Here is a 20,880-nt window from a genome sequence, read left to right on the forward strand (position 1 = left end):
AAACGTATTGTTCTGCTAGACTGTCTCCGTTTTGTAATAATTCTCAGGGGAGCGGTATGACGCAGATCGATACCGGAGCACAGGTGCTCAGAAAAACAAAAAATGACCTGATTAAGCGGTACGCTGTCCGCAACAACGGTATTGCATTGAAGCAGACGCTGTCCACGCTCTTGCCAGTCTTCGCGTTGACCTATGCAGGTATTGCTGCACTCGAGGTCTCTCTGTTGCTGACCGCCGGCGTAGTCCTGCTCCTTACGCTTTTTCTGCTTCGTGCTTTTGTCATGCTCCACGACTGTGGACACAATTGCCTGTATGAGTCGCCACGTGCCAATAAAATCGCCGGTTTCATCTTTGGTGTTGTGTGCGGTGTTCCTCAGTACGTCTGGTCGCGACATCATGATTATCACCACTCGACCAATGGCAACTGGGAGAAATACCGTGGCCCGCTGACGGTGTTGTCGACTCAGGAATATGCTGAACTGACGCCGAAACAAAAGCGCAGCTATGCGCGTCAGCGTAAGTTGTTCATGGGGCCTCTGGCGGGCTTTCTTTATTTCGTGTTTAACCCACGCTTCACTTGGCTGAAGGGAACGTTCGGGTTGATCGCGCATGTGCTTAAAGGCAATAAGGCCTCTGACTACAGCACGCGATACTGGGCTGACTGGAAAGAATTCCGCCACATGACCGGCAACAATATTGCGTTGCTGAGTATCTGGACCCTTGCGGCTATGGCATTTGGTGCGGCTGAGTTCGCACTGGTATTTATCGTAGCTCTTTCGTTGGCGGGCGCATCAGGGATTATACTGTTTACGGTTCAGCACAACTTTGAAAACTCATACGCGTCACCGACCGAAGGTTGGGACTACTATCAGGCGGCATTAGCAGGTACCAGCTACCTCAAACTGCCTCGAATCCTGCATTGGTTCACGGCAGATATTGGTTATCACCATATCCACCATCTGTCTGCGCGCATACCTAACTACCGTTTACGCGATTGCCATGAAGAGAACCGGGAGTTGTTTGAGAGTGTTACGCGGCTGACATTGAAAGATGTTCCACATTCGATGCGCTACATTATCTGGGATGAAAACAACGCAACCCTGATGACGCCTGAGCAGTTCGAAGCTCGCACAGTAACTGCCCAAGCTCCTGAAGCGGCTCAGGCTGCCTGATCTGTCAGCGAAGACGCTGAGTAAGAGTGGCTGCCAGTTCCTCTGACAGCTGCTCTGCTAATTTCTCAGATGCTTTATTCAAGGCATTCTGCTGAACGCCCGACACACCACGTGCTCTGTCTGAGAACGAACTTAAAACCTTACCGCTGCTGTCTCGAAGGTTCACCCGCGCGTTCGCAAATACGTAGTAATTGCCATTCTGCTGCTGGCTGTCGAGGTTGGCGCTGACTTCGAAGCTGAGGTCTGGGTTATCGCTTTCGCCTAGTCGAAGCCCCTGGCTCGTCAGTGTTTCAAATAAGCCGCCGCGCATAATGCGAGCGCCGTCATCTAACAGAACCAGCCGGACATCAAGCGCTTTCACGGCAGCAAGAATATCTCCCCGGTAGTCGCGCAGTGCCTGCGGGGCCTGTGGTCGGGTTCTGCTGGTGGCAACAAACGCATATTGCTCCGCCAGTTGATCATGTTGAGCAAAGAGAGCCAGTGCAGGTAACTGTTGCTGCAGGCGTTCGAGCTTGCCGGTGCCAGTGACCTGTGCTGCTTGCATCATCTCCAGCTCGGTCTCGAGTTCCTGTAGTTGTCCTTGAATACGACTCGCTGCCGCGCTTCGGTCCAGCTCAGCAAGAGCGTAGGCGTAGTTATCATCAACATACGTGTCGCGAATGACGACTTCATCCAGCGTGACTGTCGGGATGGTGCTGCTGACGGCTTGTGAGATGTTTTTCTGCAGGCGGGTTTCACCGTCAGACGTGTACTCGTTAATGCGGCTTGAGTTGGTTGCTGAGATAGTCACCTTCAGGCGGCTGACCAGATCAGCCCGCGCAAAATCAGCTGCACGCTTCAGTGCCTGGTCCGGGCTCCCATACACTTCCATCGAGCCGACACCGTATGCCTTCGTTTTATCCGACGGCTGCTGTGTCACCCAGCCAGGCAGGCTCTGAACCTGAGTGACATCGTCGGGGACCACGTCAGAGTCGTCCTTCTCATACAGCGAGCTACAGCCACTCAGGAGGCTGATGGCGAGGGTGAGAGGGATCAGTGAAGTCGTCAGGTATCTGGTCATCATTGGCAGTCCGAATAGGTCCTTGAAGCAGCAGTTCGATCGGGTTGGGTAGAGTGTACCCTGATACGAAGAGAGAATGTCATCTCTCTGACCGTTAAAAGCGGCGCAATATCCCACATCCGCAAAAAGCTAACATCAGTGACAATCAGTAACCGAGATTAGACATTACTTGACGGTGGTGACTTATTAAGCAATTGTTCGCAAAAATTTGTCTTGTGACGACAACCTGCTAATTGAAAGGGACACCCGATGGCTGACGAGGTGATTACACAGGAACTGGCCGTTCAGGAGAGCGTCTGTGTTGGAGCGGGATGCCGGGATGGCGAAACCTTCGGTTTTGAAACCTTAAAGGTGAAAAGCGCGAGTCCACTGGTGTTATTTGACGACACAAGCTCCTCTGCTTCCTTTCCTGATAACGACTGGCAGATAGGTGTGTCAGATGACGTTGCCGGCGATCAGGCGAGTTTTTTATAGAAGATGCTACCGGTAATCGTCGTGTTTTTGAGGCCTCACCGGCCGGTGATATTGCACTGGGCAGCAACTCAGTTGTCGTCGAGGGCGCGGTCTCGGCGGATGAGCGGGGCGAGCTGATGTTCACGTGCTTCTCCGGCGATGCTCAGGCTGTGACTGCGGGATATCGCATCCTGTTCTGATTACGTTTCTGGTGGCTTTTGACCATGCATTAAAAAAGCCTCTCTGGTCATACCAGCGAGGCTTTTTGGGGAAGCTAAGAAAGTTAAGAAGAACTTAACGCTCCTGCAGTTTCTGGATTTTCTTCTGGCCATTCCAGACTTCGCGATTGCTTTCCATATTGATGAGCTTCATGTCTACCTGATAGAAAGTTACGCGCTTCTTACCGGCTTCATCGACGATGCTGTTGATTGAACCTGACAGGGCAAAGTCAGCCGCGTCTTCCTGGCCCATCTCTTTCGCATTACGTGAGTTCAGCTCCTGATCACGACGCTCATCACGGACGGCATCACGTTCTTCACCAGCTACGACAAAGTCTGCTTTACCTGAGCGCAGCAGGGCGCGCTTGATGTCATTAACGAAGGTATCAACGGCGATATGTTCGTGCGACTTGTTCGCGATGCGCTGGATAATAATGGTCGGGCGCTCATTGTTTTCCAGTTCGAAGTCAGACACCCAAGGAAACGACAGCATGTCGTTGATCATTTCGGTCGCGACCAGCTCCGAATCTTTGTTATTCCACTGATCAGACAGAGCGATTTCTTCTGCTGGATCAACACGACTGACTTTGGTCGCGCAACCAGCGGTCAGAACAGCTGCGCCAACCATGGTCAGGGCAGCGAATCGGGCAATAGGGTTTAACATAATTTCATTCCTTCGTTGGCAGTCTTCGGGTCGGTTTATCTGTTTTTGGAACGGAGTCCGTCGTCGGAGTTCCGTCTTGAGTATCCGGCTCAGGAGCAGCTTCATTCTTTTCAGGCAGTGCCTTACTGGTTGTATTAGCTCCCGTCGTGCGCACAGTCCAGAGCTGAATATCACCCGGTTTGAGGGATACCTGCTTCTGGATTTGCTGCCGCCTATTGTCGGTCAGGTGCGAGTCGAGGGTTAGTGTGTGGTCGCCGGGCTCAAGAAACAAGCGTCTGATCTGTATTTCGCCAGGCAGCAGTAACCAGCTTCGGGTTTCTGCCGCGTCTGAGAGCTGAGCGGCAAGTTTGCCAGCGAAGGCCAGAAGGCCAGTGGAGTCCTGCGAGCCGATCGCTGACGCTGTAATGGCTTTCACTGCAGCGCGGGACAGGGCAGCACGGATCTCTGGCCCCGCATTTTTCATCTGTTCCTGAATGGCCATCAACTGCGGGCTGGCGGCCGGATCCAGAGACCAGGTCTGTTGATCAATGGTCAGCAGGCTTTGCCCGTAATCGAGAGGGCGACCGTAATAAGGAACAGCTACCCTCAGGGAACTGCCGACGGCATTAGTCAGGCCCATGCTTTCGGCGGTGTCGTACAGCGGGCCAAGGAATATGGTCTTGGTGAAAAAGTCGACCCGGAAATTACGGGTGGCGTTGAGATAGTCTGCCACCAGACCATAGAACATCTTGTCTGCATACAGCAGGTAGAACCAGTTGATCTCTTCTTGCGAGTATTCAAAAAAGTACGGCTGTAGCTCAAGAGCCCGCAGGTTCGGATTGATTGAAAGCTGTAGGTTCAGCTCTTTCTTTTCGGGCACGCGGCCCTTGTGCTCAATCACCAGTAACTGGCTTTTATCAGCAACGCTGTCCAGCAGGCTCAGTTGCGATTCAGACAGTTTGCCGCCAGTAATCTGAGTTATTTCGTTGTCTGAAAACCCGGTTCTGCGCATCATTCGGGCAACATCCAGCCAGGCTTGCTGAGCCATGCCGTTGCCAAGTTGAAACTGTTCTGAGTAACCGGACTCGTAACTTTCTGCGGCTTTCAGATAACTGATTCTGGCGTTGTCGTACTCGTCGTTCATTTCGAAGCTGACGCCCGTCAGGTAATGCGCTAGGGCGTCGTCCCGATAGGTGAGGTCGTCGGTGTCGACTAGGTTACCGACCAACACAGAGAAGACGTCCATGACCTTTGAGAAGGTGCGTTCTTCTTTGTCTTTGTACTGGTTGTAAGAGCCTTCGTTATTGCGCAGGGCCTGCAGGCGAAGTAACAGGCGACGGGATTCGATGCGCGCACCTTCAATGGCGTCGAGGCGAGCGTTACCGGGCGGCAATTGTCCCGCAATCGCAAGGTAGTTCAGGGCCTTGTAGTAATAGATCATCATTTCTTCGTGAGTGTTGCCCGCATAATCAGCGTTGCGCGGGTTGCTCATCATGACGACCAGACTGTCACGGAGTTGTTTCTTCTTCAGCGCCTCACTAATGCGAGCCGCGTCTTCGAGCAGGCGATTACTCTCTGCGTAGTTGCCTTCAAGGTGACGAATAACGCCAAGCTCCAGGTTGTAGAGCAGGCGGTCTTTGCCATCGGCAGAAAGAGACGACTGAATCTGTGTTGCCGCCTTGGTGTAATCACCTTCTTCAACCGCTGTCAGTGCCTGTTGGACACCGCTTCCATACGTTGCGCAGCCAGCCAGTTGGACCAGTACCAGGGCTGAAAGCAGGGTTAACAGTCGCCGGGCTATCAAAACAGTTCTCCTTCATCGACACTCAGGAGTGTAACCTACCCGTGCCAAGCTGCCACCCGTATTGGACGCATTTGTCCGGGACAGCACAGTATGGCTCTGTTAATTTATGGCCAGCAGATAAAAAAGAGATTATTTTCATGTCGAAGACAAAAGCCCCTGTTGTATTGATTGCCGGAACCTACTGTTATCCCGAAGTATGGGACGATATGAAGCAAGCATTCGAGGAGCGTGGTTACGAAGTTCATGCGCCGCCCCTGCGTCATCATGAATTGCCCCTGCTTGAAGGCGCTCTGGCGATGAAAGACAACAGTCTGCTGGATTATCGTGACGACTTTATTGAACTGATCAACGGCCTGAGCCAACCACCGATTATTGTCGGATGGTCAATGGGCGGCCTTATCGCGCAACTTGTTGCTCAGGAAGTGGAACACGCCGGTCTGATGTTGCTGGCACCTGCGCCCGCGGCCGGCATTTTTGCGGCTTACCCTTCTATGCTGCGTACTTTCCAACATCATTTCTCGCGCTGGGGCTTCTGGCGTAAGCCTTTGATGCCTGAATGGGAAAGCTTTTTCTGGAGCACCGGGCACCTACAGGATGAGCAGTTAATGCGTGATGCCTTTGTGCAGCTGAAAGCTGAATCCGGAAAGGCTTACTTCGAGATGGCCATGTGGTTCTTCGATAAGAAACGCGCCAGTAAAGTCTATCCAGAACGTATTACAACGCCGGTTCTGGTCATAGCAGGGAGTGATGATCGTATCGTTCGTACGCCTATTGGTAAGACGACAGCGCTGCGTTTCGAACACGGAAAGTTCGTCGAGCTTTTCAACCAGGACCATATGTTGGTTACCGGGACAGGTCTGCCACGAGTGATGCCGGAGTTTGATCGCTGGGCACAGGACAATAGCCTCTGACCTTTAACCGTGACTGGATTAAAAATAGTTAGAGAAATGAAGAAAACAATCAGAACAGGCGTGATCGCCGCAGGCCTTGCAGCGACCGTCGCGCCCTCTGTGCAGGCATTGCCTATGACACCGAGGTCGAGGGCGACGACATCGACCTTGTTCGTCTTGTGCTTCGTTACCCACTGGGACCTGTGGCGCTAGGTGCTCTCTGGGAGCATCGCGATGTACTTGCAGAGTCAGAGGCGACGACCGGTTGGCTGGCATCTGCTGAAGTCCCCATCAATACAGAGCTGGCTGTGCAGGTGCAGTATGGCGCATCTGATAATGTGGCCGAGAACAGTACGAGCGCTAGCTTGGGGGCAACCTACGACCTGGGTAACGATGTGGGTCTCTACGTCTTCGCGACAAAGAACTCGTCTGACGAGATCGACGATGAGTCTGAAGTTGGTGTCGGCATAAGCTATGTATTCTGAACGGTCAGCTCTCTTCTTCCGGGCTGGTCAGTTATACGGGTATAAAAACGGGCATTGCGGCTTCCTGCCGCAATGCCCGTTTTGTATTAGGGTGCTGTTGTAATGTCTGATGGTTATGACAACAGTTTAGCGGGAAATATCCCGAAGACGCATCACTACTTTAGTGAAGTGTGATGAAGGATCTATTTACTTACTGTCAGTATCTTCTAAGCCCATAATCTTCAGCGGTTTAACGTCTTCGTCCAGCAATGCTTTGCCATCGACGGGTGTCACTCGTGTGGTGAGTTCCGTTGCCAGACCTTCCGCCTGCGCAATTTCCTGTGCTTGCTCCTTACTTGTCTGGCTGTAGTCACAGCTGATGCACTCGCGGACTTCGTCGCCGTCGTCGTTGGTGTACATTACGGTGCGGTCCATTTCGGAGCACTTGGGGCAGACCGCACCTGCGATAAAGCGGCGCGGACGTTTGGGTGCCTGATATTCGTTTGATGCGTCGCTCACGCCACCTCCGGGATTTCAATACCTGAATGACGCAGCAGCGGTTCCACCGACGGCTTGCGGCCACGGAAGGCTTCAAACAGTTCAGCCGCTTCACGTGAACCGCCCTGAGAGAGGATTTCTTTCAGGAAGCTTTCTCCGGTATCGCGGTTGAATATGCCTTCTTCTTCAAAGCGTGAGTACGCATCCGCACTCAGTACCTCGGCCCATTTATAGCTGTAGTAACCGGCCGCATAGCCACCGGCAAAGATATGGCTGAAGCTGTGCTGGAAGCGGTTGAATTCAACCGTGGGTACGACGGTCACTTTTTCACGGACTTCATTCAGAATCTGTTCGGCCGTTACTGGGTTGCTGTCGCTGTACTCGCGATGCAGGCGGAAGTCGAACAGCGCAAATTCGAGCTGACGCATGGTCATCATGGCGCTCTGGAAGTTTTTCGCGGCGAGCAGCTTATCCAGCAGCTCCTGTGGCAGTGGTTCGCCGGTTTCATAATGTCCCGACAGGAAGGCCAGCGCTTCCGGCTCGTAGCACCAGTTTTCCATAAACTGACTTGGCAGCTCGACCGCATCCCAAGCCACACCGTTGATGCCACTCACCGCGCTGACGTCGATCTCGGTCATCATGTGGTGAAGGCCGTGACCGAACTCGTGGAACAGGGTGGTCATTTCGTCGTGGGTCAGCAGGGCGGGCGTGTCACCGACCGCTGGGCTGAAGTTACAGACCAGATAGGCAACCGGCAGCTGCACGCCGTCTTTGGTGGAGCGACGCACGCGGCAGTCGTCCATCCAGGCGCCGCCACGCTTTTTCGAGCGGGCGTATAAATCGAGATAGAAGGCAGCAATCTGCTTACCGTCTTTGGTGACGTGGAAGAAACGCGCATCCGGGTGGTATGTATCGAACTCGTTCTGTTCTTCAAACTCAATGCCGTACAGGCGTGAGACGACTTCGAACATGCCTTTAATCACGGTGTTCACCGGCAGGTACGGGCGAATGTCTTCCTGAGAAATGCTGTAGCGAGCCTGACGCAGTTTTTCCGCCGCGAAGGTCACGTCCCAGGGTTTCAGGTCGGTCATGCCCAGTTCGTCGGCGGCGTAGGCTTTCAACTCTCCGAATTCACGCTCCGCCTGTGGCTTGGCTTTGGCGGCCAGATCATTGAGGAAGTCGATGACTTCTTGGCCAGATTCCGCCATCTTGGTCGCGACGGAATATTCAGCGTAGTTGTCGAAGCCAAGCAGTGTCGCCAGCTCATAGCGTAGCGCCATGATGTCTTTCATGTTCTGGCTGTTGTCGAACTCGCCGGCGTTCGGGCCAGTGTCCGAGGCACGCGTGACAAACGCGGTGTACAGCTCTTCGCGCAATTCGCGGTTGGTGCAGTAGCTCATGATCGGCATGTACGACGGGAAGTCGAGGGTAATCACGTAGCCGTCGAGTTCGCGCTGTTGAGCTTGCTGAGCGAGCAGGCCTAAACCTGATTCAGGTACGCCATCGAGCTCTGATGCATCGGTGATGTGTTTGGTCCACGCGGCGGTGGCGTCGAGGACGTTCTCGCTGAATTTGCTGGTCAGCTTTGATAGCTGCTGTTGGATCTCGGCGTAACGCGCTTTTTTATCCGCTGGCAGATCAATGCCGGATAGGCGGAAGTCACGCAGCGCGTTATTGATCGCCGTCTTCTGAGGCACGCTCAGATTGTCGAATTCCGGGCTGTTCTTCAAGGCGTCGTAGGCTTTGAACAGGTCTTCGTTCTGGCCAAACTCCGTCCAGTACTGGCTCAGCAGTGGCAGACAGGCGTTGTAGGCTTCACGCAGCTCATCACTGTTGAGTACGCCGTTGAGGTGGCCGACCGGCGACCAGGCTTTACTCAACTCGTCGTGCCACTCGTCCATGGGTTCGATTAACGACTCCCAGGTCGGTGTCGCTTCACCACTGGCGAACTTACCCAGCAGCTCGCTGATGCGGGTACGGTTGGTGTTCAGGTGCTCTTCAACCGCCGGCAGTACGTGCTCAGCATTGATGTCTGAAAAAGGAGGTAAGGCATGTGCCTGCAGAAGCGGGTTGGACATAAGTGGCGATATCCCAATGACTGATAGACTTTCGAAAGCAATGAAGTAAGTATTTGGGGCAAATGGCCGGAATTCAAGCAGAGCCGCAAGAGAAAGGAGACAGCATGAGCAGTTCACACCGAGACATCCGCTCTTATCAGGGCATCACTCCGATATTAGGCGAACGGGTATTTGTTGATCGCACCGCGGTTGTCATTGGTGGTGTTCATCTGGGAGATGATTGCTCGGTCTGGCCCTTAGCTGTCATCCGTGGCGATATGCACCATATACGTATCGGTGCGCGCACGTCGGTTCAGGACGGGTCCGTATTGCACATCACTCATGCCTCCGACTACAACCCCGGCGGTTATCCGTTGATCATAGGAGACGATGTGACCATTGGCCATCAGGCAATGCTGCATGGTTGTACGATAGGGGACCGGGTGCTCGTTGGTATGAAGTCTATGATCATGGACGGTGCTGTTGTTGAGAACGAAGTCATCATTGGCGCTGGCGCTATGGTGCCCCCCGGAAAAACGCTGGAAAGTGGCTTTGTCTACATGGGTTCACCTGCCAAAAAGGCGAGGCCGATCACCGAAAAAGAGCGCAAGTACTTTACCTATACCGCCAAGAACTACGTCAAACTCAAGGACAAGCATATGGCGGAAGGTTTTGATTACTGAAGGTTATCAGTCACCTTTGTGAATCCAATAAAGTTCCCTTGCTCGCTCCGTTGATCAGCAAAAAAATCGAGCTTCATGATTAATATTGAGTCCTGAATTGACTTTGCGTCACCTAGTGGCGCGAATAGTCTTTCATGTTGTTGTTAATTTGCGTCGCCCTTTGAGTCGTTTTATGCCAAATAAGATCAGCGGTCGTTATTTGGCCTGAACCTGTCTTTTATGTCATGGCAATACCCGTCAAACGCAATGAATCAGAAATGAAAATGGCGCATATTCTTATCTGCCGTGCGGAAGTATTCGGCGGTATTGGGTGCAAACTCTAAATAACAGATAAGGAAAATCTTATGAAACTCCCTCTTCTTAAGGGGCGTCCGCTTGCTCTCGCAGCGTCTGCTCTGCTCTCCATCGCTGTAAACCAGGCTTCTGCCTACGACCTGCAGACAGGAAATGCGCCAGTTGAATTGGTGATCTCAAAAGTCGCGCCTGCAATCTTCCAGGACATCTCAGCGACTGCGGGTGACGCAACCCTGGTTCTGCGTGTGACAGCACAGGTGACCAATGCCTGGTACGACGCGTCGGCGCCTTACCACCCAACGGCGGTAGGTGTGTATTCACGTATTCCTAATCGTCCTGCGTCTGAGAGCGTAGACAACGAGAACATCAATATTGCGACCCTGTATGCGTCTTATCAGCTGCTGAAAGTGCTGCTGCCACAGCGCACTGCAGAATGGCGTGGAATGCTGATTGAAGCAGGTCTGGATCCTGATGACACCAGCACTGACCTGACCACTCCTGTCGGTATCGGTAACGTTGCGGGTGCAGCAGTAGCAGAAGGTCGTCTGAATGACGGTATGAACCAGGCTGGTTGGATCAATGAAGATGTGCACCCACAGCCTTATGCCGACTACACAGGTTATGAGCCAAAGAACACTGCTTATGACCTCAAGCGTCCTTCAAAGTGGCAGCCAGATGTTCAGCGTAAAGGACTGGGTCTCTATAAAGTTCAGCAGTTCGTAACACCTCAGTACGCGAACGTTGAGCCGTATTCTTATGATGATCCAGAGCGTTTCAGTGTGCCTTGGCCTGCAAAGAGCTTTGCGCCTTTCAAGCACCTGTATAAGCAACAGGCTGACGAAGTTCTGGTTGCGTCTGCGAATCTGACCGAAGAGCAGAAGCTGAAAGCGGAACTGTTTGATAACAAGATTTTCTCACTTGGTTTCTCTGCTGTGTTCGCGGCTCAGTCTCGTGGACTGTCTCTGCTTGAGTTTATCCAGCTGGACTTCCTGACCAACATGGCAGCGTTCGATGCCGGTATTTTCGTATGGCAGGAAAAGGCTGAGTACGATGGCGTTCGTCCATTCTCTGCAATCCAGCACATCTACGGCGATCAGCCTGTTGAAGCCTGGGGCGGTCCGGGTGAAGGCACTGTGATGCTGCCAGCGAACCAGTGGCGCGCTTACATGGAAGAAGCAGATCACCCTGAGTATCCATCAGCATCTTCTTGTTTCTGTGCAGCGCACTCTCAGTCTGCGCGTGCGTTCCTGGGTGATGACATGCTGGGCTTCCCGGTTGAGTACCCGGCAGGTTCTTCCCGCATCGAGCCAGGCCTGACGCCAGCAGCGGATACCACTCTGGTATTCAATACCTGGAGTGAGTTCGAGCAGGATTGTGGTCAGAGCCGCGTTTGGGCAGGTGTTCACTTCCAGGCAGCCGTTGATGAGTCTCTGGCACTGTGTGGTGACTTCGGTGATATGGCTTACGACTACATGCAGTCTCTGATCGATGGTACTGCGCCAGAGCGTGGTCCAAGCCAGCCACTGCGTGACCCAGCGACATACAGCAACAAGAAGTGGTGGTAAGCCGCTGAGTTGCTAGTTGCTTATGTAGCGATAAAAACGGGGCCATTGGCCCCGTTTTCTTTTAAAGAGCGCTGATGAGTATGTGTTGGATCTGGCACCGCGCATCATGCGCCAGCCGCTTGCTGCTGGGTAAAGTTTCTTGACATGTGTCTATAAAAAACAGATCTTACCGGCGTTTGTATAAATGCTGACCAGTACAGCAGTTTCAGCATTCACTATAAGAAAAAAAAGACGTTTCCGGGGCAATCTCTGATGCATAACCAACGCAATGTTAATGCGGCGCTTGAATGGTCGATGGCGCTGCCTGCTTTTCTGATTTTAGTTTTCGTTATCCTGCTGAACACCAGCCATACCGTTCATGGCCAGCTTCTGCAATTGGGCGAGTCGGTATGGGAAGGGTATTTCCAGCTGCGCCAGGACCCGGTTGAGCCAACCTGCGACCCGCAGATGGACATTGATGCTGAGGTTCAGAAGCGCATAGAGGCTGCGCCACCGGCGGATGAATTTGATCTGTTTGCTGCTCCACCTCCCGGTCCAGAGGTGCTTCGTCAGTCTCTGACCGCTTCTAAGGCGAGTTGCCAGCTGAAACATCAGCATTATGCAGAGAACATGGATCAGATCACTGCAGGGGTTGAGGTATTCCGTTCAGTAGAGCTGGCGGTATCCAAGCTGGGTGATATCGGTCTTTCAGCAGAGCGTATCCTGCTTGCGGTGCTGGTACTGATTTGCGGTGGAACGGCGCTGTTCCGTCGTCACCATATTGCGCTGAAGCCCATGGAAACCGTGATGGACTACCGTGTCGCGGCGGTAGCTCAGGGCATTGCGTTCGCCGTCCTGTTTGATTCGGTCTGGAATTTCAAAGATATCGTTTTCTCCGCGGGCGTCGACGTTTCTACAGAGCACGCCGTTCTGCACTGGATGTGGATAGCGGGTTTCGCGGCTCCGATATTTATCTCTATCTATCAGTTCTTCGTCATTCCTGATGACGCTAAGCCGGGCGGCAGCTTCCTCCGTGCTCAGTTATCTGTGCCCTTGTATGCGAGCATGGCGATTGGTACGGGCCTTTACTTTATTCTCAGTGGTCATCCGGCGGGCGTTGCTATCCATCTGAATCAGATGATGGAAATGTCACAACTGTTCCTGAATGTCGGTCTGTATGTGTGGATCGGTATGCTGCTGAAGCGGACCGATATGGCGCAGAAGGTGTTCAATATATTCCGGCCTTTCAATCTGGCGCCGGAGATCTTTTCGGTCGTGCTCGTCATTCTCGCTGCACTGCCTACGGCGTACACCGGTGGTTCGGGTATTTTCGTTATCGCTGTCGGTGGTCTGATTTATCTTGAGTTGCGTCGCGCAGGCACGCGTCGTCAGCTGGCGTTGGCGGCAACTGCGATGTCTGGCTCCCTGGGTGTGGTGCTGCGTCCATGCCTCTTGGTCGTTATCGTTGCGGCACTTAATAAAGAAGTAACCACAGATCAGCTGTTTGGCTGGGGGGTGAAAATCTTCTTGCTGACGACCACGCTGTTTGCCCTCTACGCTTTGCTTACCCGCAAAGGCGAGTCGAATAAAGCGAATTTCAGCAATGATGCCTGGTCGCAGTTCTTCACATCGCTGCGTCCGCTGATTCCGTACGTCATCATTATTGCCCTTGTTCTGGGCATCTATGCAGTGCTGCTGGATGCGTATCTCGACGAATTTTCTGCACCTATTATTCTTCCTGTGCTGTTGCTGGCGATTATTGCTTATGAGCGTATTGCGCAGGAAAAAGGCCTTCTTAAACGTGAGAATCTGAACGCAGACTACGTTGAGTCACGTTTGGCGAACTCGTTCGCGGACCTGAAACACGGCCGCGACAGCATGGAGAAAACCCTGCGCGAGTCGACCACGGAAGCAATCGTTCATATCGGTGCGCTGCTGATGCTGATGGGCATGTCGATGAGTCTTGGCGGCGTTGTCGAACGCGCTGAACTCATGTCGTATATTCCGGTGGACTTCAACTCAGTATGGCTGGCGATGGCAGTGCTCGTATCGATACTGGTGGTGATCGGCATGATCATGGACCCATACGGCGCCGTGGTGCTGGTGAGCGTATCCATCGCAGGTATCGCTTATCAGGCGGGCATTGATCCGGTGCACTTCTGGATGGTGACTCTGGTGGCCTTCGAACTGGGTTATCTGAGCCCACCTGTTGCGCTTAACCACCTGTTAACACGTCAGGTGGTCGGTGAAGAAGAAGTCCGGTTGTCGAAAGAAGAAGTGATCGGCGAAAACTTCTGGTACCGCCATGAGAAGATCCTGTTGCCGCTGGTGACGATGGCGACAGCTCTGATGATTGTTGCCTTTATACCATTGGCGATTGGGTATTCCTGAGAGTATCAGTTCTCAACTTCGGATGAGTGATTGTTGAGGAATCTGACACAAAAAACGGGGCCATTGGCCCCGTTTTTTGTTGCTTTGTTTTCGTTATGCGCGAACGGTACTCAGCGCATCAGCTTAGGTGCATTCGCCTCCAGCGAACTGGTGCGCATCCGCTCAGTGGCAATGCTGTAGTCGATATCATTGATATCGACGGTACCCATTACTTCGTCGTAATCCATATCGATGAAGGCCGTTGTTTCCAGCATAAGTGTGTACTCACTTTCTGGCAGCACAGTATCTGTCATACCAGGAGGCAAGGACGGCAGGGTGACCGTTGATTCACCTGCGGGCAAGTGAACTGCCCAGGCAGTCTGGTTGCCACCACTATTCGAAGTCGTCCCCAGTTTCAGCGTCGTCAGATCACTGTAACCATCGATGCGGTCCCGGACAGGTGTCCAACTGATGGTTGGGTTCGCGCTGCTGTCGTCCTGACCTTCGATCAATGGGCGATAGGCAATACCGGTCACTACTGAGTGCTCGACAATATCGCCGCTGCGGTCCAGCAGGCTGCGAGGCTGCCAGTACTCCCAGGTTTCGGTGTAGGCCATGCTCACCAGAGTGGCATCCGGCAGGTCGATATCGATACCCGGCAATTTCGCAGGGTAGTTCTGAGTCGCATAGTCGTACTCGAAACCAAGAGAGAGGAAGCCACCAAGCGTGATGCTGGAGTAGTAAGTGCCTGCGACTGGCACTGCGAAAGCCCCTTGCAGAGCCACCGGAACCAGATCCGTGGCAGTAAACGAAATGGACAGCTGCTCACGTTCACTGACGATCGGATTTTCTCCAGCAGGAATGGTCGTGAAGGTCTGGCTGCCCAGATCTTCTGCACCGGTAATGACACCACTCTCGACTTTGAAGGCCCAGAGATTTCCTGTGACTTCAGTGCCAACCGGAACGTCGAAGTAGAGGTCTTGGTAGTAATAGTTGGCTGCGTAGGATGTCAGGAGAAAGCGATCAGCTTCGTTCACTGGCTGATGGTTATCGTCAAGCAGCGCCAGTACATAGCTGTCGCCGGTGTCGTTATAAAAGGGCACATAGGAGCGATCTGCCGCCACGCCAAGCTGGTCAAGCTCAGAGTACAGGGTGATATCCTGCCCCGGAACAACGCAGTAGAAGCTCTCGTAGCCGTAGCCGTCATTGAATACGTGCACATTCTGAGTGCCCGACAGCCCCGTGAATGAAGCGATGCCAGACGCATCCGTTGTGACCGTGGCATCGTTGTCGTTCAGCATTACGATAGCCCCTGCGATTGCTGCGCCGTTGGCGTCGCGCACCATCACGGAGATGTCTCCGCTTCCAGCCACGAGGTCCGCACATGCATTTGTAGTAAACCCTGCATTCATTGCCAGCGTATCAGTGCCATAATCCAGAAGATAAATGGCATTTACGGTGTAGCGGTCATCGGCGGTGTCCCACAGGCCATCGCTGCCCTGATACTCGCTGGCTGACATGACCAGTTCACCTTCTGCGTTGTACTCACTTAGTGAATAGTAAGTGAAGTCATCATCGGTCTTCCAGATACCGTCTGGCCCTGCGCTGTAGGCACCGCTTTCACGCACGATCAGGCCGTCCGAATTGCGCTCGGTGTAGGACACATTGCTGATGTCTCCGGCGGCACTGAACCAGGTGGTGTACAGCGGATTGCCATAGGCGTCTTCGTCGATCTCGCGATAGCCAGCAAGGACGAACGCGCCGGAATCATTGAGCACAAATTCCTCAATGCGGTAAGACGTTGATGACAGTTCGGTGTACTCAATATAGAACAGCAGGGTGTTATTGATGTCGTAGCGCTCGCTTACGATCAGGCGACTACCATCATAGGTCTCGATGATGTAACCACTGCGTACGTCATCGTCGGTAAACCATATAGCATCCGGCCCCGGTTGATTGTACTGGTCGTAGCCTGTGTCTGTGGCGATAGAGTATGGCCAAGCCAGAGTGTCGTCTTCCGTCAGAGGAATATCATCGTTACCGAACGCGGTTGTGCCGACGTCGAGACTGTTGGAGAAATCCGCAGAATACACTTTGTAGCGATAGATCTGACTGTCGCTGAATGCCGGGGCGTTCGGATCGCGCGCGGGGTCATAGTAAAACTGCTTAAGCACACGCCCCTCGGTATCGCGTTCGTACTTCAAGTAGTTGTACGAGGCTGTCGGCAGGTCGTCCGAGGTAAACCAGAGGCCGTCCGCGCCTTTGCTGCTGAAATCCGCACGCTCAAGCTCGTTGTTGGCGTCGTCATACATCCGGTAGCTGTAACCGTAGATATTGTCGTCGCCGCTCAGCCATTTTCCGTCCGGACCCATGCCGTTCACCCGTGCGCTGATGCTGACGTTGCCGGCATCGGTTTCTGAAGTGAATGACAGGGTGCCGCTGGCGAAATCGTCAGCGGTGAACCACTCGCCATCGAAGCCCGGGCCTCTGTGATTGGCAATAATCAGTAGATCGCCGTCTTCGTTATAGCCGTAGTAACTGTAACCGTTGGCGTAGTCGTCGGCAGTGAACCAGGTGGCATCACTACCGGCTAGGGTATAGTTTGCTGCATACAGCGGCTGGTAGTTATCGCCCAGTAACTGCTGGACGTGAGTGTCGACGACGTCGTCATCGGTAAACCAGATGCCGTCCTCGCCCTCATCGTCGTATACGGCGGTGACGGTCTGAGGAATGCTAAGGTCAGTAGTGACGGTGACATAGCTGTCGACTACGTCGTCACCGGTGAACCAGACGCCATCTGCACCACTGTATTTGTAGTTGACGACCTGCCCGCGATTGCCTTCGCCATCGATAACGATCACCTGGTACCCAAGGACACATCCCGGTGAATCATCTTGGGTGAAGATTATGCCATCCGGGCCTGAGCTCAGACACGGTATGCTCAGGATTGCGCCTTCGCTGGCGCCTTCAAATTCAAGCGGGCTTTCCTGCGAAATGACTACCGCGCCGCCATTGCTGCTTGCTGCGATATCGTCTTCGGTATACCACACGCCATCCTGTCCGGGATGATCAAAGCTATACGACACGCCCAGGTAACCAAAAGGAGAAATGGTATAGCTCATGATGAAGTCATCGCTAGTGTCGGCGACGGCATCGGCACCCATACTTACTTTGGTCACTCTTTGCCAGTTATAGGTCGCGGTGGTTTCGGTAATTTGGTAACTATTGCCAGTCGTAATATTGTCTACCGAGCGGGTGAGCTCGTCAGGAATCGGCGCAAATATCGCTTCTTGTTGTTGCGCTGCGAGCTGTGCATACAGGCTGGCAATATTGCTTGATGGATCAATCGGCGATGCCTGTGGGGCAATGGGCGTGAAGCCTGCAGGCAGTTCAGGGTCCAGATTCAGACCAGAAAAGTCGTAGAGCGCTTCACCCGGTGTTGGTGGAGGTGTGATGACATCATCTTCACAGGTGATGGCGACATTACTGACGTCACCACTTAAGGTGCCTGAGCCATTGGTGACGCTGCATGTCTGGCCTGCCGGTGCGGTATTGATGGTCAGCCCCCAGACGCTGCCGCTGGCCATGGCATCAGTGAACGTCACTGCGCCATTCGTCGCGCCGCCATCGTTAAAGAACGAACCATCCCTCGATAGCTCCCACACCACACTGCCTGATGCGCCCGAGACAGTACCTCTGATACTGTAATTGGTTGGGCCGGTCACTATGTCCGAACAGGTGATCGCGACGTCAGTGATGTTGGCAGAAAGGGTGCCACTGCCGTTGGCGACCTCACAGGATTGACCGGCAGGGGCTGTGTTAATAACTACGCTCCAGTTACTGCCTTCGGTGATGCCAGCAAGCGGCGAGAAAGTCACAGCGCCGTTCGTGTTTCCACCGTCCTGAACAATATTGCCAGCAACGAGAGTTTCCCAGATCACTATGCCCGTTGCGCCAGATATAGTCCCGGAAATACTGAACATCTCTGCGGGTGCCGGAGCCGGAAGATTCGCCAGATTGCCGTCTTTGACCAGTGTGACGAGAGCATCGTAATCCGCAATGGCCGGATCATTCTCAATGGCTTCACCAATGTCATCGAGCAGACCATCCCAGCCAGAGCCGTCGGCTGCGAAAGGCGTTGTCATTGGGTTGCCAGTTGCCGGGATATTGAATCCTTTGGATGCAAACGAACTCAGCAGATCAGTCGACGCTGTCGATGTGTCTACCGCAGTGCCATCGAAATTCGCGAACCAGTCTGCCGGGTTCTCGCCGGTGGCTGAAGCCATAATCAAATCGGTTAGCGGTGTGATATTGACCGTACCCGGAGCCGCTACGTAGCTGTGCAGAGTGACGGGCGGGTTGCCACCTGTAACCTGCAGAGCACAGGGCATCGCACCATCGGCGACTTCGCCTGACCAGTTACCGTTAGCGTCGGTGGTCACACTTTCAGTAAAGCTGCTGCCGTCAGAGCAGACCGCTGTCACAGTTCCGTCAGTAATGGCTGCGCCAATCGCTGCGGTACCCGATACCGTTTGTGTCGTAACCGGAGCCTCTGGCGTAGTGGGGTTACCGGGTGTGGGTTGAGCATCGGAGGAGCTCGACCCGGACGAGCTGCCGCAGCCGCTCAGCAACAATGAACCCGCAAATATCCCTGCGAGCGCAATGCGTTCCATCTTAATACGTTCCATAAACGTGGCCTCAGAAAAGGGGGTTTTATCAGCCCGAAACGTTAACTCTGAGGAGGGGAGGTAGGGCACCCATGTTCAGGGGGGTCCTAAAGTGTGGCTACCCTAATGAAAAGGGTATAGATATCATCCGTTTCCTGAACAGACCTGTCAGTTTTTATGACTGAGGGCACAGGAGCGCTATCTGAATGATAAAAACAGTATTGATTGTTGAAGACCTTCCCGACGTTGCCGAATGGCTGACGGAACGGGCGGAAGACATCTTTCCGGGCGTCGCTGTACATCAGGCCGAATCGGTTACCGAGGCACTGCGTCACCTGGTGCTTCCGTCCATTGACCTTGCCTTAATTGATCTCGGATTACCCGATGGGCGCGGTGAGAGCATCATCCGTCATATCAAAGAAAGAAAGCCCGAAACTCTGTGTGTGGTTACGACCATCTTCGATGACTCAGAACATCTTTTTCCTGCATTGCGGGCGGGCGCAGATGGTTATCTGCTCAAGGATGAAACGAACGATGAATTTACTGCCTCGCTCCGCGGAATCATGGATGGGCGTCCACCGCTGTCGTCATCAATAGCTTTACAGGTTCTGAATTATTTTCGTCCTGGCCACAGTGAAAAAGTCGAGCTGACAAACCGGGAGCGTGATGTTCTGCACCTGATTGCTAATGGTTTGAGCGTAAAGCAGGCGGCTGATGCTCTAGGGCTGAAGCCCAATACAGTCTCGGGCTATATGAAAATTCTGTATCAGAAATTGCAGGTTTCGAATCGGGCCGAGGCTGCAGTAAAGGCCGTCAATATGGGCCTGATTGACCCATAAAAGGACTCTGACCCCATGAATATGGGGTTTTTGAAAACGCACTTCTTACTAGACTTCGGAAGTTATTTAAAGGGAGACAATCATGAAAACGTTAGCAGTTCCTTTCATCGCTCTGACACTTGCTATTGGCGGATGTGCCAGCATGGGAGGCGGCGAAGCCGAAGAGAAAAAAATTGAAGTAGTTACAGACAATCTCGAGAAAGTACAGGGAAGCAAAGAAGTTTACCTCGGGCAGTTTTCCGTAACCTTTGTTACCAAAGATAAGGCCTCGGCGACTTCCGAAAGTGGCATGTTCAGCAAAGACCGGGCATACGCAAAAGCCATTCTTAAATCTGAACTGAAAGGCATTCCGCAAGAAACTATGCAAGCCATTACGGAGGAAGCTTACAAGAACTTCGTCGCTAAACTGGAGGCAGACGGTTACGTTATCCGCAGTTATAAAGAACTTACGGCCAACAAAGACTGGGAAAAAATTGATACGTTGGAAACCCCGTATCAGCCCTCTTCTGTTGGCTCTTTCTTTAAAGGTGATAAAGGAAAAACCCTGACCTTTACTCCAGAAGGAATGGATCTCCTTTACTACAAGTCGTATCCCGCGGTACCTGGCGTGCCCATGGTTTATGACTTAGCGAAACTGGCTGGAGATCTGGACTACCCGGTGATCATGGCCGATTACCGTGTTCACTTCGCCAACCTGTCGGGCCAGACGGACCGCTCAATGGATTACAACACGGGTGAACGTACCTACAGCGCAGAAGTTTCCTTTGGTCAGGCGATTAACGTACAGCCAAATTCCGGCATTTCATTCCTGCGTGGGGTGTCCGGGACATTCAGTAACAAATCAGGCTACGCCCAACTTGAAACGCCGGTCATTATTGGTGGCGCGTACGGCGAAACTGAAGATACCACCTCAGGTGCTCAGAAAGCGGCGAATGCATTCAGCGGACTGTTAGGTATGGTCAGCGGTGGTTCATCTGATACCACTGAAGTCACTGTGAATGCTGATCCTGTCATTTATGCGCGTGGTGTACTTCAGGCCATCGACCTGACTAATGACGAAGTTCTGAAAGCCTTCACCTCCGGAGAGTAACTTCTTCGTTCTTTTCAGGGCCTTCGGGCCCTTTTTTCTGACCTTTTGAACAATTCAGGCAATAGATAGCACATGACCTGTTTCGACGTGTTATTTCAGGCAACTCCCATTTAAAGTCGGCCACTCCCTTGCAC

15 protein-coding genes are annotated in these 20,880 nt (G+C 53.1%); 9 read left to right on the forward strand and 6 right to left on the reverse strand.

Going from position 1 to position 20,880, the window contains the following annotated elements; all coding sequences use genetic code 11:
• Positions 1-56: 56 nt before the first annotated feature.
• A complete protein-coding gene (locus AC5E51_RS09155; protein ID WP_491778456.1) occupies positions 57-1,172 on the forward strand; it encodes a fatty acid desaturase in 1,116 nt (371 codons plus the stop codon).
• A 4-nt stretch (positions 1,173-1,176) separates the two neighbouring features.
• Here the strand turns inward: AC5E51_RS09155 and AC5E51_RS09160 are convergent, their stop codons facing one another.
• Positions 1,177-2,235 carry an LPP20 family lipoprotein gene (locus AC5E51_RS09160; RefSeq protein ID WP_301377855.1) on the reverse strand — a complete coding sequence of 353 codons (1,059 nt, stop codon included), beginning with the start codon at positions 2,233-2,235 and terminating at the stop codon, positions 1,177-1,179.
• A 246-nt stretch (positions 2,236-2,481) separates the two neighbouring features.
• On the opposite strand from AC5E51_RS09160, the gene AC5E51_RS09165 reads away from it, so the two are divergent.
• Positions 2,482-2,706 (forward strand): hypothetical protein, encoded by a 225-nt coding sequence (locus AC5E51_RS09165; protein ID WP_297533306.1) that lies wholly within the window; start codon positions 2,482-2,484, stop codon positions 2,704-2,706.
• Between the two features lie 273 nt (positions 2,707-2,979).
• On the opposite strand, the gene AC5E51_RS09170 is transcribed toward AC5E51_RS09165, so the two are convergent.
• Both AC5E51_RS09170 and AC5E51_RS09175 read right to left on the reverse strand, forming a co-directional pair.
• A complete protein-coding gene (locus AC5E51_RS09170) occupies positions 2,980-3,567 on the reverse strand; it encodes a penicillin-binding protein activator LpoB (protein ID WP_068435438.1) in 588 nt (195 codons plus the stop codon).
• Between the two features lie 4 nt (positions 3,568-3,571).
• A complete protein-coding gene (locus AC5E51_RS09175; RefSeq protein ID WP_301388333.1) occupies positions 3,572-5,350 on the reverse strand; it encodes a COG3014 family protein in 1,779 nt (592 codons plus the stop codon).
• Positions 5,351-5,487: 137 nt separating this feature from the next.
• Between AC5E51_RS09175 and AC5E51_RS09180 the strand changes: the two genes are divergently transcribed.
• Both AC5E51_RS09180 and AC5E51_RS09185 read left to right on the forward strand, forming a co-directional pair.
• A complete protein-coding gene (locus AC5E51_RS09180) occupies positions 5,488-6,261 on the forward strand; it encodes an alpha/beta hydrolase (protein WP_301388334.1) in 774 nt (257 codons plus the stop codon).
• A 107-nt stretch (positions 6,262-6,368) separates the two neighbouring features.
• Positions 6,369-6,725 (forward strand): porin, encoded by a 357-nt coding sequence (locus tag AC5E51_RS09185; RefSeq protein WP_301388348.1) that lies wholly within the window; start codon positions 6,369-6,371, stop codon positions 6,723-6,725.
• 186 nt (positions 6,726-6,911) lie between these two features.
• Here the strand turns inward: AC5E51_RS09185 and AC5E51_RS09190 are convergent, their stop codons facing one another.
• Positions 6,912-7,223: a YheV family putative zinc ribbon protein gene (locus AC5E51_RS09190; protein ID WP_491778457.1), complete on the reverse strand. Its 312-nt coding sequence runs from the start codon at positions 7,221-7,223 to the stop codon at positions 6,912-6,914.
• Entirely contained in the window at positions 7,220-9,280 is a 2,061-nt protein-coding gene (gene prlC, locus AC5E51_RS09195) for an oligopeptidase A (RefSeq protein ID WP_491778458.1), read from the reverse strand. Before prlC ends, AC5E51_RS09190 begins: the two co-directional genes overlap by 4 nt.
• A 104-nt stretch (positions 9,281-9,384) precedes the next feature.
• Between prlC and AC5E51_RS09200 the strand changes: the two genes are divergently transcribed.
• The 3 genes from AC5E51_RS09200 to AC5E51_RS09210 all read left to right on the forward strand — a co-directional run bounded on the left by AC5E51_RS09200 (position 9,385) and on the right by AC5E51_RS09210 (position 14,171).
• Complete coding sequence (locus AC5E51_RS09200) at positions 9,385-9,942, forward strand: gamma carbonic anhydrase family protein (RefSeq protein ID WP_491778459.1); 558 nt, start codon at positions 9,385-9,387, stop codon at positions 9,940-9,942.
• A 344-nt stretch (positions 9,943-10,286) separates the two neighbouring features.
• Entirely contained in the window at positions 10,287-11,801 is a 1,515-nt protein-coding gene (locus AC5E51_RS09205) for a vanadium-dependent haloperoxidase (protein WP_491778460.1), read from the forward strand.
• Between the two features lie 252 nt (positions 11,802-12,053).
• On the forward strand, positions 12,054-14,171 hold the full coding sequence (locus tag AC5E51_RS09210; protein WP_297533316.1) for a TRAP transporter large permease subunit: 2,118 nt from the start codon (positions 12,054-12,056) through the stop codon (positions 14,169-14,171).
• Positions 14,172-14,281: 110 nt separating this feature from the next.
• On the opposite strand, the gene AC5E51_RS09215 is transcribed toward AC5E51_RS09210, so the two are convergent.
• Entirely contained in the window at positions 14,282-18,838 is a 4,557-nt protein-coding gene (locus AC5E51_RS09215; RefSeq protein ID WP_491778461.1) for a hypothetical protein, read from the reverse strand.
• A gap of 185 nt (positions 18,839-19,023) precedes the next feature.
• Between AC5E51_RS09215 and AC5E51_RS09220 the strand changes: the two genes are divergently transcribed.
• Both AC5E51_RS09220 and AC5E51_RS09225 read left to right on the forward strand, forming a co-directional pair.
• Complete coding sequence (locus AC5E51_RS09220) at positions 19,024-19,656, forward strand: LuxR C-terminal-related transcriptional regulator (protein WP_301377859.1); 633 nt, start codon at positions 19,024-19,026, stop codon at positions 19,654-19,656.
• A gap of 82 nt (positions 19,657-19,738) precedes the next feature.
• Positions 19,739-20,746 (forward strand): hypothetical protein, encoded by a 1,008-nt coding sequence (locus AC5E51_RS09225; protein WP_068434835.1) that lies wholly within the window; start codon positions 19,739-19,741, stop codon positions 20,744-20,746.
• Positions 20,747-20,880 lie beyond the last annotated feature (134 nt).

It is taken from the genome of Thalassolituus sp. (assembly GCF_984348125.1).